We start from the raw sequence: 13,547 nt of genomic DNA on the forward strand, positions 1-13,547 counted from the left end.
TATGCGTTTTCTTACTATTCTTTTGCTATTGCTGACGGGTTGGGAGCAGGCGCGGGCGCAAGGCGAGAACAACAACTGGGCTTTCAACTTTTTGTATGGGCTGAATTTTCGGCCCTCGGGGCCTGCCTTTATTCCCACCAGCTTCCGAAACTCGGCCGGCAGCTGCTCCGCTATTTCCGACGCTAGCGGCCGGCTCTTGTTTTACACCAATGGCATCACGGTCTGGGACAGCCAGCACAACCCCATGCCCGATGCCTGCAGTACCTGCAACGGGGCCATTGCCCAACTCAACGCCGGATTTGGAGCCCACCACGGTGCTCTGATTGTGCAGCGGCCAGGAAGCCAGTCGCTTTACTACATCTTCACCACCGACTCCCAGCAAAACCTACTCAATGGCGGCCTGTCCTACACCGAAGTAGAAATGACGCTTCGGGGTGGGTTGGGCGGCGTCACGGCGGTGCGCAACGTGCGCTTGCCCACGCCAACCCCTACCGGCAAAATCACAGAGGGTGTGGTGGGAATGCAGCACACCAACCGCCGAGACGTGTGGGTAGTGGTGCATGGTTTAGGTACCAATTCTTTCTACAGCTTTTTGGTGACACCGTCTGGTATTAATGGAACGCCGGTGACCAGTACCGGTGGCAGCCTAAGCACGAACATCAGCATGATGAAATTTGCGCCGGATGGCCAGCGACTAGTGCGTGCCGGGCTTTATGCGCCAGTCGAGCTTTTTGATTTTGACGGGGGCACGGGGCTTTTGAGCAATGCGCGCATACTGGACACAGACGTCACTAACTCATTCATCTACGACTTTGAGTTTTCGGCCGACGCCTCCAAGCTTTACCAGGTTCAAGGGATGCGTTCAGGCCCCAGCAGTGCCTTTGATACCACTATCCTGTACCAATACGACTTACGGGCGGGTTCAACAGCCGCCATTCGCAGCTCCAAGTTTGTCATCCACAAAGCGTTGGTCACAGACCCAGATTTTCGGCCGATGTCAGATATTGAAATAGGTCCCGATGGCCGCATTTATGCTACCTCCGGCAATACGCTCGGCATCATAGACCGTCCTAACCGGCAGGGAATGGCCGCGAATTACCGTCCCGTTGGATTACCAACGACGACAGTCAACAACATTACGGGTGCTAATGGCAACAACCTGCAAAACATCGTCCGCCTACAACCACCGGCCCTCGACTACATGGCTGAAACCGCTTGCGCAGGTTCCACGGTGTCGTTTGCGCCCTACGAAATCCCGACCGGCACGGGCCCGCTTACTTGGACGTTTTACGACCCGCTGACCGGTGTGGCCGACTCCGTGCAGGGCCCTTCTGCCACGCGTACCTACCCGGTAGCCGGAACCTTCGAGGTCAAGCTTTCGACCTCTTTGCGTGGGCAATACTATCGCTTCCATCGCAACATTATTATTTCGCCGCTCCCAACCGCCGAGCTGCCCGATACGGTAAGGCTATGCGCCAGTTCGGCACTGCTAAGCATACCGGAGCAGCCTGCCGGCACCACCATCCGCTGGTCCGACGGCTCAGCTAACAATCTGCTAACGATAAGCCAGCCCGGCCGGTACTGGGTAGAAGTGCGCAACTACCAGGGCTGTGTGCGCACCGATACTACCGTGGCCGTGGCGTGCCAGATACCTAACGTGATAACGCCCAACGGCGACTTAGCGAACGAAGCCTTTCGCCTCGTTGGCCTGCAAGCCCGCGACTGGAGCCTAGACATCTACAACCGTTGGGGCCGGCTGGTGTACCGGCAGGACAGCTACGACAACCGCTGGAACGCCCCCAACCAGTCGGCAGGCATTTATTACTACCTGCTGCGCAACCGCCATTCCGACCAGCGTCTCAAAGGCTCCCTGGAGGTAATCCGCTAGAACAGTTCCGAGGTCGTTGAACAGATGCCGTAGCACGATTTTTTAGTTTACGTTCCTACGCCGTCGCAACAAGTCGTTCCGCGACGCGGACTGAAAGTTCGCGCTACTATTCACCGGCCCCGAAACTGCTCCAGGGTTAGCCAGCACGCTGGCGGCACAACCGCCGGCCCTTCCGGCACAGGGAACCCATTATATCGGTTGGCCGGAGGCAATGGGCCCAAGCGGCAGGCGTGACGCTGGCCCCGATAATGCCTTTCCAATTTGCCATAGTTGTGAAAAAATCCAGCGCTGGCAAGTGCCGGCTTACTGCACGGCATTGACGGCATAAAGCACCGCATTTCCCCCGCTATGTGCACCAGTGCCAACACTGATACTTCACGCCACCCAGCCTTCGCGCACGGCGCGAGCGGCCAGGCCCACCAGCGTGCGGGTGCCGGCTTTCTGGAGCAGCATGCGGCGGTGGCTTTCCACGGTGCGCACGCTCAGGCAAAGCCGGTCGGCAATTTCCTCGTTGCAATGGTCGGCCACCACCAGACGCAGCACCTCCAGCTCGCGCCGGCTGAACGGGTCGGGTACGGCGCAGGCCCGCTGCGAGCGGCTAGTCTCAGCAGGATGGCCCGGTGCATCGAGCCACTGCGCCAGCACGCCAACTAAGGCGTGGGGCAGCACATGGCGCGACAACTGCAGGAGCTTGCCGAGGGCGGCCGACGAGGAAGCGGGCACCTGATGGTCCGTGAGCACCACCAGGCGCAAGCTGGGCCGGGCGCGGTGCAGCCGGCTTAGCAACTCGGGCAGGTGGCGGCCGGGCAGATGCTCATCCAGCAACAGCAGGCTGAAAGCAGAGTGATTGACCAATTCCACCACCTGGGTGGCATCGGCGGTGAGAGTGAGTTGGAGCTGGGGCCACTGCTCCTTCAGAGTAGCTATCAGGCCTTGCCGAAGCAGCGTTGGGGCGGCGGCCACCAAGGCTGTGGGGGTAGAAGAAATCATGACTTTGGCAGACACGACGCGGTGAACCCGCTGACCCATAGGCTTTCGGAGGCAAAGCATCGGCGCAGGCAACAGGCGGAAGGAACTGCCAAAGTAGTATTTTAGATTTGATAAACCTTAATATTCATTATTTAAATAATTAAGTCCTGACAAAAAACAGCACCTGTGCCCTATTTCCTCACCCTCACCAGTTTCCGGGGTATAAAAAGAGCCGCCCCTCTGCAAGCAGAAGGGCGGCTCTTGCTGGAGAAAAATGCGACGGTGGCCTACCGGCGGCGCATGAAAATTCCCACGTAATAAAGCAGCGTGGCCAGCGAGGCCAGGGCCGCTACCACGTAGGTCATGGCGGCCCACCACAGCGCATCTTTGGCCATGGCGTGCTCCTGCACGGTCACCACACCGCGCCGGTCCATCCAGGCCAGCGCCCGGCGCGAGGCGTCGAACTCGACCGGCAGGGTGATGAACGAAAACAGCGTGGTGAGGGCAAACAAACCGATGCCTACGCCCAGCGGAATGATGCTGGTACGCAGCATTAGAATGCCCGCCATCAAAATCCAGGGCATGTAGCGCGACACGGCGCTGAGCGTGGGCACCAGCGCCGACCGGAACTGCAGCATGGAGTAGGCCGTGGCGTGCTGCACGGCATGGCCGCATTCGTGGGCCGCAATGGCCGCCGCGGCCGCGCTGCGCTCGGCGTACACGCCTTCGCTCAGGTTTACGGTTTTGTCGGTGGGGTTGTAGTGGTCGGTGAGCTGGCCGGCGGTGCTGATTATGCGCACGTCGTAGATGCCGTGGTCAGCCAGCATACGGGCGGCGATTTCAGCCCCGCTCAGGCCCGAGCTCAGGCCAACCTGGGCGTACTGTTTGAACTTGCTGCGCAGCCGCCATTGAATGGCCGCGCTGGCTGCCATCAGCACAATGATGAGCCAATAGGAAGAAAACATGGGAAGAAAATGAGATGAAGGGATTAATTGCGGCCAGGAGCTGGCGTCCGGACCACGTGTCCGAGGCCCAGGCCGCTACCCGGCACTGCTATGAAAACACCTGCTCTGCAAAAAAGATGCAGTCTTTCGGCCCTGCCAAAATGACTATTGCGTGGCGATGATGTGCTCCACGATGCGCGAGGTGCTGTAACCCGCCACCAGCGGCACCGTGAGCACCTGCCCGCCCCGGGCCAGCACCAGCTCGTGGCCCACAATGCGCTCCACGGCGTAGTCGTCGCCCTTCACTAAAATGTCAGGCTGCACCAACTCGATGAGGGCCAGGGGCGTGGGCTCGCCAAAGAGCACTACGGCATCCACGAAGGCCAGGGCGGCCAGAATGCGGGCCCGCGCCACCTCGTCCTGAATGGGCCGGCCCGGCTTGAGGCAGCGCACCGAGATGTCGGTGTTCAGGCCCACCACCAGCGCATCGCCCAGGTGCCGGGCCTGCTCCAGATAGTCGACGTGGCCGAGGTGCAGCAAATCGAAGCAGCCGTTGGTGAATACCACTTTGCGGCCTTGCGCACGCCAGTCGGCCAGGGTGGCCGGCAGCTGCTCACGAGTCAGGATTTTATCTTTTGTCCACATAATTCAATGAGTGAGGGAGTGACTGAGTGAGGGAATGACTGAAGCGGCGACAGAATGAAAAGCCTTCCTTCACTCAACCACTCCCTCACTCAGTCACTCTGTGGTAAGCGGTTCCTCGGCCAGAGCCTCGGCTTCGGTGAGCAGGCTGCGCTTGTCGGCGGCGGCCACGGCCACGAAGCTGATGCCGCCCATGAGCACCACCAGCAGCGTTTGGGCCCCGTGCACCACCAGGGCGTAGGCAATGCCGGCCTCTTTGCTCACGCCGTACACCAGCAAAATGCCCTGCACCATCACGTGAAACGGCCCGATGCCGCCCGCCACCGGCGCGGCCATGCCAAAGGCTCCGAAGGTGAGCACGGCCAGTCCGGCCTTCATATCGAGGTTGTAGGTTTCGGGAAAACAGAAGAAGGCCAGGTAATCCATGAGGTAGTATACAGCCCAGGTAAACAACGTGTGCAATAGAAACACGCCCTTTTTCTCCAGCTTTAGCACGCTGAACACCCCCGCCAGCAGCCCCTTCACAAACAGCACGCCCTTGTTGAAAATGGCATTCTGCCGCAGCCGCTCCAGGTTGCGAAACAGCGCGTAGCCCGCCGCCAGCAGCAGCACCCCCGCAATGACGGCCGCAATGAGCAGCGGCGTGCGGTTGCGGGCCAACGCCTCGTAACGCCCGCCCAGCACCTGCACCGTCACGAAATTCCAAAAAGTATTGAAATCCAGCAGCAGCAGGCTCACAATCAAGCCCAGCAGCACGAGCACATCAATCACGCGCTCCGTTACCACCGTGCCCAGCGCCACCTGCACGGGCACGCCGCTCGTGCGTCGCAGCACCGAGCAGCGAATGACTTCGCCCATGCGCGGCAGCACCAGGTTGGCGAGGTAGCCCACCATCATGGCGTGGTACACGGCCCAATAGGGGGCCGGCGTCTGGGAGGCATTGAGCTGCATCTGCCAACGATAGGCGCGGCTGAAATAGCCCAGCGCCGAGAGCGTGAGCGTGAGCGTGAGCCAGAAATAATTGGCCGTGGCAATGTAGTGCCCGATGCGCGACAGGTCCTGCCCGCGCACCGCATACCACATCAGCGCCACCGAAATGCTCAGCAGCAGCACGTATTTAACAATCGTAAGCAGGTGTTTCATTTAATCAATGAGTAAATGGGCGAATGAGTGAATGGGCAAATGAGTGAATGAGCAAATGGCCGCGAGAGTCATTCGCTCATTCACTCATTTGCCCATTCACTCATTGTTTTAAGCCAATCGGTTGTGCTCGTTGGGGAAAATAACCGTGGGCTTGTGCTGCCGGGCTTCGGCAAAATCCACCAGCGCGTAGGAGAAAATGATAACCACATCGCCCACCGCCACTTTACGCGCCGCCGGGCCATTCAGGCAAATGGTGCCCGAGCCCCGCTCCCCGCGAATGGTGTAGGTTTCGAAACGCTCGCCGTTATTCACGTTCACCACGGTCACCTTTTCGTTTTCCACGAAATTGGCGGCATCCAGCAGGTCTTCGTCAATCGTCACGCTGCCCACGTAGTGCAATTCGGCCTGCGTGACCGTTGCATGGTGGATTTTGGACTTCATTACTTCAATGTGCATAGCTTGGCCCAAGGGCATTGGTTAGGGCCACAAAGATAACCTCTTCCCTGCCCCAGCTAGGCCGGGCCTACCCATCCACCACCACGTTATCAATCAGCCGCACGCCGCCCAGGTGGGCGGCCAGGCACAGCACCACGGGGCGGCCGGGCGCGTATTCGGCCAGCGGCTGCAGGGTTTGGGCATCGGCTATTTCTACGTATTCGGGGGTGATGCTCGGCTCCTGGGCCAGCGTAGCCAGCGCGTCGGCTTGCACCTGGGCCGGCCGCACGCCCTGCCGCACCTGGGCAGCAGCAGCGCTCAGCACCTGGTAAAGCAGCGGGGCCACGGCCCGCGCCGATGCGTCGAGCCGGCGGTTGCGCGACGACATAGCCAGTCCATCGGCTTCCCGAATGGTGGGGCAGGCCACGATTTCGAGGTCGAACGACAGGTCAGCTACCAGTTGCCGCACCACGGCCACCTGCTGCCAGTCCTTCTGCCCGAAATACGCCCGGTGCGGGCGGCCCATGTGAAACAATTTGCTCACCACCGTGGCCACACCGTTGAAATGTCCCGGCCGGTGTGCGCCTTCCATCACTTGTTCCAAGGCCCCGAAATCGAACCGCAGCACCGTGGGCCGGGGGTACATTTCCTCCACCGAAGGCACAAATAAGGCCGTGCAACCAGCCGGCTCTAGCAGGGCCGCATCGGCCTCCGGCACCCGGGGGTAGAGCCGGAAATCGTCGGCATTGTTGAACTGCGTAGGATTGACAAATATGGTGACTATCACTTCATTGCACTCGGCACGAGCAGCTTGCACCAGCTGAATGTGGCCGGCGTGCAAGGCGCCCATGGTGGGCACCAGGCCCACCCGTTTGCCCGCTTGGCGCGCCTGCTCGGTGTAGGCTTGCAACCCGGCGGCGGTAGTTAGTATCTGCATAGGAGAGGAAGGCAATTGGAACGGCCCCCAAAGTAGCTTATGTTGAATTTCCGCTCAAAATTGTTTAATTTTGTGCACCCATAGCATGGCCTTGTCCCATTCTCTTCAATAATTCCTTTATGTCGAAGCTACGAATCCTATACGCGGCCACCGAAATTGACCCGTTTCTCCAGACCACCAAGGTGGCTGAAATGCTACGGCGCCTGCCCGCCAGCATGCAGGAGATGGGCTGCGAAATCCGGATTTTCGTGCCACGTTTTGGCATCATCAACGAGCGCAAGAACCGTTTGCACGAAGTAGTGCGCCTGTCCGGTATCAACATCGCCGTGGGCGATGACGAAAAACCGCTGGTCATCAAAGTTGCCTCGATTCCGACGGCAAAGTTGCAGGTTTATTTTATCGATAACGAAGATTATTTCCACCGCAAGTCGGCTTTGGTCGACAAAAACGATAAATTCTACGCCGACAACGACGAGCGCGCCATCTTTTTCTGCAAAGGCGTGCTTGAGACGGTGAAGAAGCTGGGCTGGTCGCCCAACATCGTGCACTGCTCCGACTGGATGACCGGTTTGATTCCGTTGTACCTGAAAACCACCTACAAAAAAGACCCGGTGTTCAAGGACGCCAAATCGGTGTTCTCGATTTACAACAACGAGTTCGAAGACAAATTCGAGGGCAACATCCTCGAGAAAGCCAAGATGCTCGACATCGACGACGCCATGCTGGCCTCGTTGAAAACTGCCGATTTTAGCGGCTTTATCAAAATGGGCATGGAGTATGCCGACACCGTGGTGCGTTCCGACGAGGACTTCTCGGAAAACATGAACGGCATGTTCCACGAATACGCCCTGCACAACAAGCTCAGCCAGGTGGCTACCGACGAAAACCTGCACTCTTCTTACCTAGCGCTCTACAATGAATTGGCTAACTAGCCGCTGTGCCCCGCTGGTCGCGTTTGCCGCACTGGCCCTGACGGGTTGCGACACGGGCACTGCCCTCAACGTGGACCTGCCCGATACCACGGGCATCAGCACCCAATACCTGGACTTGCCCGTGACGAGCGGCACCGTGCGCTTGGCACCGGTGCAAAGCCTAAAAACGGACCACTTCCTCGTCGGCCGCCTCAACGACAACGTGGCGGGCATGACCGAAGCCCGGGCGTATTTCAACGTGGTGAACGGGGCCGTAAACGACTCGCTGCCGTCCAAATTCACCTCCCCGGTGATGGATTCGGTGGTGATGGTGCTGGGTTTCGACAAAGTGAATGGCAGCACCACGCCGGTGGCATACGATGTTTACCAACTCCCAACTGCGCTTGATGAACGGCAGGTGTACGATGCGGGCACCAGTACTCCGGTAGGCAACCTGCTGGGCCAGAACCTGATCAGCCGCCTCGACCGCACGCAGGTGCAAACCGTGACGGCAGCCGTAGCAGCCACCGCCACCACCGCCGCCATCCCGGCGGTGACGACCATCGTGCCCGACCCCACCGTGCGCCTGATATTACAACGCACCACGGCCTCGGCCGGGAAGCCCGCGGTAGCGTCGCCGTTTTTCACCACGCTTTTTCAGAAGCTCCAGCAGTCGTCCAGCTTCTCGCAGGACCAGCTTAATACCTTGCTGAAAGGATTGGCCATAGTCCCCAGTGCCAGCCATACGGGCAACATCCTGAGCTTTGGCCAGTCCAATATTCCGCGCATTGTGGTGTATTTCCATTCAATGGGAGCCACCAATAATGTCCTTTCGCACTACTTTCCGATATATTTCGGCTCACTATACGGGAGCGGTGGCACGGCCGCAGCCGGCGACCCGCGCTACTACACCCAGATTACCAATACGCTGCCTACTGCGCTACAGGCCCTGGCCACCCGTCCCGGCTTCGTGCCCTCGGGCGACCTGAATAACACCAGCTACGCGCAAGAAGGCACCGGACTGGGCACGCGCATCACCTTCACGGGCCTGGCCGCCCTGGCCGCCAAGCCCGGCCTGACCATCAACCGCGCCGAGTTGCGCGTGCCGGTCAAACCTTTTTCCAACGCCCTGTATTCCAACCCCGCTCGGCTTTTCGCCGTGGAAGTGAACAGCGCGAACGAGGTGTTGCAACGATTAGTGAACTATACGACCGTGGACCGGGTAGTGCAGGCCGATGGCACAACCCAGGTGGGCGCCGGAAACCCCGCATATAGCTTGCTGGTTGATGGGACCTCAACCCAACCGTATTACAGCATTCCCGTTACGACCTACCTGCAGGCTTACCTGACCAACAAACTCGATAGTACCCCCGATGCCCTGGTGCTGGTGCCCAACCTCCGCTCGTACGGTAATCTTGGCTCGAATACCCTGAGCCTTGACCGGGCAGCTATTGATGCCGCAAAAATAACTTTGCGGGTATACTACTCCCAGCGCTAGCGCCGGGCAGGGGCTCATCAACCGCCTCTTTGACTTCCTGATTTTTAATTCTTTAAACCCGTTTGCCATGTGCGGCATTGTTGCTTATTTGGGCCATCGTGAGGCCTGCCCCATCATCCTCAAAGGCCTGCATCGGCTCGAATACCGCGGGTACGACTCGGCGGGCGTAGCGCTGCTCAACGGCGACCTGACCGTCTACAAAAAGAAAGGCAAAGTAAGTGACCTAGAGGCGTTTATCGCCGAGAAGAACACGCACGCCAACGTGGGCATGGGCCACACCCGCTGGGCCACCCACGGCGAGCCCAACGACGAGAATGCTCACCCGCACTACTCCACGTCGGAGCGCATTGCCATCATCCACAACGGCATTATTGAAAACTACGCGGCACTGAAAACGCACTTGCAGCAGCAGGGCCACGTATTCCATTCCGATACGGACACGGAAGTTTTCGTGAACCTGATTGAGGAAATCCAGAAGCAGAACCACTGCTCGCTGGAAGAGGCCGTACGCCTCGCCCTGCACGAAGTGGTGGGCGCCTACGCCATCGTGGTGCTCAGCAAGGACGCGCCCAACCAACTCATCGCCGCCCGTAAGGGCTCGCCGATGGTGATTGGCATCGGCGAAGGCGAGTTTTTCATCGCCTCCGATGCCACGCCCATCATCGAGTACACCAACGAAGTGGTGTATGTGAACGACTATGAAATCGCGGTTATCCGCGACGGCCAGTTGGAAATCCGCAGCCGCGAAGACGTTAGCCAGACGCCATACATCCAGAAGCTGGAAATGGAGCTGGACTCCATCGAGAAGGGCGGTTACCCGCACTTCATGCTGAAGGAGATTTTCGAGCAGCCCCGCTCCATTCTCGACTCCATGCGCGGCCGCCTGGAGCTGGAAGCTGGCCACCTGAACATGGGTGGTATTCGGGCCTACGAGCAGAAGTTTATCAATGCCCAGCGCATCATCATCGTGGCTTGCGGCACCTCTTGGCACGCCGGCCTGGTGGCCGAATACCTGATTGAGGACCTGGCCCGCATTCCGGTGGAAGTGGAGTACGCATCGGAATTCCGCTACCGCAACCCGATTATCACGGAGCGCGATATCGTAATTGCGATTTCGCAGAGCGGTGAGACGGCTGATACGCTGGCCGCCATCGAACTGGCCAAGGGCAAGGGCGCGACCATCTTCGGTATTTGCAACGTGGTGGGCAGCAGCATTGCCCGCGCTACGGATGCGGGTGCTTACACCCACGCCGGCCCCGAAATTGGGGTGGCCTCGACCAAAGCCTTCACGGCCCAGGTAACGGTGCTGACCCTGCTGGCCATGATTATGGGCCAGAAGCGCGGCACCATCACCGATACCAAGCTGCGTGAGCTGATGGTGGAATTGGAGACGATTCCGGCCAAAGTGACCAAGGCGCTGGAGCTGGATGCCCAGATTCTGGAAATTGCCGAGGAGTTCAAGGACGCCACCAACTTCCTGTACCTGGGCCGGGGCTACAACTTCCCGGTTGCGTTGGAAGGCGCATTGAAACTTAAGGAAATCAGCTACATCCACGCCGAGGGTTACCCCGCGGCCGAGATGAAGCACGGCCCCATCGCCCTGATTGACGAGAACATGCCAATGGTGGTGATTGCCACCCGCGACAGCTCGTACGAGAAGGTGGTGAGCAACATTCAGGAAGTAAAAGCCCGCAAGGGCCGCATCATCGCCATTGTGAGTGAGGGCGACACGGTAATTCCGGCCATGGCCGAGTACGTGATTGAGGTACCTCACACGTCGGAAGTGCTGATGCCTTTGGTGTCGGTGGTTCCGTTGCAGCTCCTCTCCTACCACATTGCCGTACTGCGCGGTTGCAACGTTGACCAGCCCCGCAACCTGGCGAAGTCGGTGACGGTGGAATAGCAGTGAATTATAAACTGGTAGGTTTCTAAAACTTACCTTGGAGAAGCCGCTTCTGGAAACAGGGGCGGCTTTTCGCGTTATTTGCGCTCCATAATCCACTCCCCAAACTACAAATCCACCAAATCACCACATGGCCCACCAGATTATCCTTACCGACCAGGCTCCGGCCCCCATTGGCCCCTACTCGCAAGCTGTGAAGGCGGGCAATACCGTGTATGTTTCGGGCCAGATACCGCTGGATGCGGGCGGGCAACTGGTGGCCGGCGATGTGGCCGCCCAAACGCACCAGGTGCTGAAGAACCTGACCGCTGTGCTGGCCGCGGCCGGCCTCGCTCTGATCGACGTGGTGAAGTGCAGCATCTTCGTGAAAGACCTCGGCAACTTCGCTACCATCAACCAAGTGTATGGCTCTTACTTCGATGACGCTACGGCCCCGGCCCGGGAAACGGTAGAAGTAAGCCGCCTGCCGCGCGATGTGGAAGTGGAAATTTCCTGCATCGCGGTAGGCGCATAAGCATAATATCCGGGCAATGTGGGCGTTGGGCTGAAAAATTATTTTTGGTCTAACGCCCACATCGCATGAAAGAACTTGGACTCGGGCTGCTCATTATTGGGCTTATTTCCTTGGCGCTGCCGTTTATCAACCCCAATATCCACTACGTTTTCCTCACGTGGATTGACCGGTGGGGTTCTGCCGTGGCGTGGGGTATTCGGGGCGGCATAACGCTGCTGGGGTTGGTGCTCTGGCTGGGATTTAAGGCCCGGGGATAGGAGGAGAATTCCAGGGAGTGACCAACAAGCTCGTCGTTAACTCGCACCTGGTCAAACACGTAGGCAGAATAACATGACCGGGCACCGCTGCCCGCGCCTACCCCTGCCAGTTATGGCAATGCCCTTTCCTACCCACCCACTCCGCACGGCGGCCGACCTGGACCCCGTGCTAACGGCCATTGGCGAGGCCCGTGTGGTGCTGCTGGGCGAAGCCTCGCACGGTACCCACGAGTACTACACCTGGCGCACGGCCCTGAGCAAGCGGCTGATTGCAGAAAAAGGCTTCGACTTCATTGCCGTGGAGGGCGACTGGCCCGACTGCTTCGAGGTGAACGCGGCCATTAAGCAGGACACGAACACCTACGGCACGGCGGCCCGCCTGCTGGGCACATTCAACCGCTGGCCCACCTGGATGTGGGGCAACTGGGAAATTGCGGCCCTGGTAGAATGGCTGCACCACCAAAACCAGCACCGGCCCGCCGAGGGCCGCGTGGGTTTCTACGGCCTCGACGTGTACAGCCTTTGGGAATCGTTGCAGGCCGTGCTGCAGTATGCTGAACAGCAGGGCGACGGCGCGATAACCGCCGCCCGCCAAGCATTCCGCTGCTTTGAGCCCTACGGCCACGACCCGCAGGAGTACGCACGGGCCGTAGCCTTCATTTCTGAAGACTGCCAGGACGAGGTGACGGCTGTGCTCCGCGCGCTGCGTCGTCAGGCCGCCACCCGCACCTATGCTACGCTGCCCGAACGCGAACAAGCCTTCGCTGCCGAGCAAAATGCCCTGGTGGCCGTGAATGCCGAGCGCTACTACAAAGCCATGCTGCGCGGCGGCGGGGCCTCGTGGAACGTGCGCGACGAGCACATGATGGAAACCCTCAACCGCCTGCTAGGCCTGCACGGGCCGGGCAGCAAGGCCATCATCTGGGCGCATAATACGCACGTGGGCGATGCCCGCTACACCGACATGCGGCGCGAAGACATGGTGAATATCGGCCAGCTGGCGCGGGAGCAGCTGGGCCGCGCGCAGGTATTCAGCGTGGGCTTTGGCTCGTACCAGGGCGGCGTGGTGGCGGGCAAGGAATGGGGCGCGCCGCTGGAGAAGATGCCCGTACCCGCCGCCCCGCGTGATTCCTGGGAGGCCATGCTGCATGCGCAGCTGGGCGGCGAAAATGCGCTGCTGTTTTCTGCAGAAATCCGGGGTGATGCGCGGCTGGAGCGGGCCGTTGGGCACCGGGCCATCGGGGTGGTGTACCGACCGCAGCTTGAGCATTTCGGCAACTACGTGCCCTCACTCATTCCTGACCGCTACGACGCTTTCGCGTTCTTGGACCACACCAAGCCCTTGCACCCGCTGGCAATTCACGCCGAAGAAAACGGGCCGCCCGACCTCTACCCCTGGGGCGAGTGAATAGCGAAGCCCCTGAGAAGAGCCGAATCCGGGCTTCGTGCCGACCGGCCAACCGTCTTACCTTTGCAGCGCGTTCCGAACTCCGGGGCGCGCTTTTT

13 protein-coding genes are annotated in these 13,547 nt (G+C 59.7%); 7 read left to right on the forward strand and 6 right to left on the reverse strand.

Annotation, left to right across the window (positions count from 1 at the left end; genetic code table 11):
• The first annotated feature begins 1 nt into the window (after position 1).
• A complete protein-coding gene (locus ACYU7Q_RS19395; RefSeq protein WP_460611112.1) occupies positions 2-1,888 on the forward strand; it encodes a T9SS type B sorting domain-containing protein in 1,887 nt (628 codons plus the stop codon).
• A gap of 375 nt (positions 1,889-2,263) precedes the next feature.
• Here ACYU7Q_RS19395 and ACYU7Q_RS19400 read toward each other — a convergent pair whose 3' ends face one another.
• The 6 genes from ACYU7Q_RS19400 to panC form a co-directional block, all read right to left on the reverse strand.
• The gene (locus ACYU7Q_RS19400; RefSeq protein WP_460611113.1) at positions 2,264-2,878 is read right to left on the reverse strand and encodes a LuxR C-terminal-related transcriptional regulator; all 615 of its coding nucleotides are present in this window, start codon (positions 2,876-2,878) and stop codon (positions 2,264-2,266) included.
• Positions 2,879-3,144: 266 nt separating this feature from the next.
• A complete protein-coding gene (locus ACYU7Q_RS19405; protein ID WP_460611114.1) occupies positions 3,145-3,822 on the reverse strand; it encodes a zinc metallopeptidase in 678 nt (225 codons plus the stop codon).
• Positions 3,823-3,966: 144 nt separating this feature from the next.
• A complete protein-coding gene (gene rfaE2 / locus ACYU7Q_RS19410; protein ID WP_460611115.1) occupies positions 3,967-4,446 on the reverse strand; it encodes a nucleotidyl transferase family protein in 480 nt (159 codons plus the stop codon).
• A 93-nt stretch (positions 4,447-4,539) separates the two neighbouring features.
• Positions 4,540-5,586, reverse strand: coding sequence for a lysylphosphatidylglycerol synthase transmembrane domain-containing protein (locus ACYU7Q_RS19415; protein WP_460611116.1), 1,047 nt, complete (start codon positions 5,584-5,586; stop codon positions 4,540-4,542).
• A gap of 108 nt (positions 5,587-5,694) precedes the next feature.
• Entirely contained in the window at positions 5,695-6,042 is a 348-nt protein-coding gene (gene panD, locus ACYU7Q_RS19420) for an aspartate 1-decarboxylase (protein WP_198069639.1), read from the reverse strand.
• 67 nt (positions 6,043-6,109) lie between these two features.
• Positions 6,110-6,958 carry a 4-phosphopantoate--beta-alanine ligase gene (gene panC / locus ACYU7Q_RS19425; RefSeq protein ID WP_460611117.1) on the reverse strand — a complete coding sequence of 283 codons (849 nt, stop codon included), beginning with the start codon at positions 6,956-6,958 and terminating at the stop codon, positions 6,110-6,112.
• 119 nt (positions 6,959-7,077) lie between these two features.
• Between panC and ACYU7Q_RS19430 the strand changes: the two genes are divergently transcribed.
• From ACYU7Q_RS19430 to ACYU7Q_RS19455, 6 genes are all read left to right on the forward strand, one after another.
• On the forward strand, positions 7,078-7,890 hold the full coding sequence (locus tag ACYU7Q_RS19430; RefSeq protein WP_460611118.1) for a glycogen/starch synthase: 813 nt from the start codon (positions 7,078-7,080) through the stop codon (positions 7,888-7,890).
• Positions 7,874-9,367 (forward strand): DUF4270 family protein, encoded by a 1,494-nt coding sequence (locus ACYU7Q_RS19435; RefSeq protein WP_460611119.1) that lies wholly within the window; start codon positions 7,874-7,876, stop codon positions 9,365-9,367. Before ACYU7Q_RS19430 ends, ACYU7Q_RS19435 begins: the two co-directional genes overlap by 17 nt.
• Positions 9,368-9,434: 67 nt before the next feature.
• Positions 9,435-11,270, forward strand: a complete 1,836-nt coding sequence (gene glmS, locus ACYU7Q_RS19440) for a glutamine--fructose-6-phosphate aminotransferase (protein ID WP_460611120.1) — start codon at positions 9,435-9,437, stop codon at positions 11,268-11,270.
• Positions 11,271-11,400: 130 nt separating this feature from the next.
• Complete coding sequence (locus ACYU7Q_RS19445) at positions 11,401-11,784, forward strand: RidA family protein (protein ID WP_460611121.1); 384 nt, start codon at positions 11,401-11,403, stop codon at positions 11,782-11,784.
• 65 nt (positions 11,785-11,849) lie between these two features.
• Positions 11,850-12,041, forward strand: coding sequence for a hypothetical protein (locus tag ACYU7Q_RS19450; protein ID WP_460611122.1), 192 nt, complete (start codon positions 11,850-11,852; stop codon positions 12,039-12,041).
• 118 nt (positions 12,042-12,159) lie between these two features.
• Positions 12,160-13,449 carry an erythromycin esterase family protein gene (locus tag ACYU7Q_RS19455; protein ID WP_460611123.1) on the forward strand — a complete coding sequence of 430 codons (1,290 nt, stop codon included), beginning with the start codon at positions 12,160-12,162 and terminating at the stop codon, positions 13,447-13,449.
• The last annotated feature ends 98 nt before the right edge of the window (positions 13,450-13,547 follow it).

This window comes from Hymenobacter terrigena (assembly GCF_054776515.1).

Coding starts and splice junctions, on each gene's coding strand:
- ACYU7Q_RS19395 (WP_460611112.1), top strand. CDS start 2: ATGCGTTTTCTTACTATTCTTTTGCTATTGCTGACGGGTTGGGAGCAG.
- ACYU7Q_RS19400 (WP_460611113.1), bottom strand. CDS start 2,878: ATGATTTCTTCTACCCCCACAGCCTTGGTGGCCGCCGCCCCAACGCTG.
- ACYU7Q_RS19405 (WP_460611114.1), bottom strand. CDS start 3,822: ATGTTTTCTTCCTATTGGCTCATCATTGTGCTGATGGCAGCCAGCGCG.
- rfaE2 (WP_460611115.1), bottom strand. CDS start 4,446: ATGTGGACAAAAGATAAAATCCTGACTCGTGAGCAGCTGCCGGCCACC.
- ACYU7Q_RS19415 (WP_460611116.1), bottom strand. CDS start 5,586: ATGAAACACCTGCTTACGATTGTTAAATACGTGCTGCTGCTGAGCATT.
- panD (WP_198069639.1), bottom strand. CDS start 6,042: ATGCACATTGAAGTAATGAAGTCCAAAATCCACCATGCAACGGTCACG.
- panC (WP_460611117.1), bottom strand. CDS start 6,958: ATGCAGATACTAACTACCGCCGCCGGGTTGCAAGCCTACACCGAGCAG.
- ACYU7Q_RS19430 (WP_460611118.1), top strand. CDS start 7,078: ATGTCGAAGCTACGAATCCTATACGCGGCCACCGAAATTGACCCGTTT.
- ACYU7Q_RS19435 (WP_460611119.1), top strand. CDS start 7,874: ATGAATTGGCTAACTAGCCGCTGTGCCCCGCTGGTCGCGTTTGCCGCA.
- glmS (WP_460611120.1), top strand. CDS start 9,435: ATGTGCGGCATTGTTGCTTATTTGGGCCATCGTGAGGCCTGCCCCATC.
- ACYU7Q_RS19445 (WP_460611121.1), top strand. CDS start 11,401: ATGGCCCACCAGATTATCCTTACCGACCAGGCTCCGGCCCCCATTGGC.
- ACYU7Q_RS19450 (WP_460611122.1), top strand. CDS start 11,850: ATGAAAGAACTTGGACTCGGGCTGCTCATTATTGGGCTTATTTCCTTG.
- ACYU7Q_RS19455 (WP_460611123.1), top strand. CDS start 12,160: ATGCCCTTTCCTACCCACCCACTCCGCACGGCGGCCGACCTGGACCCC.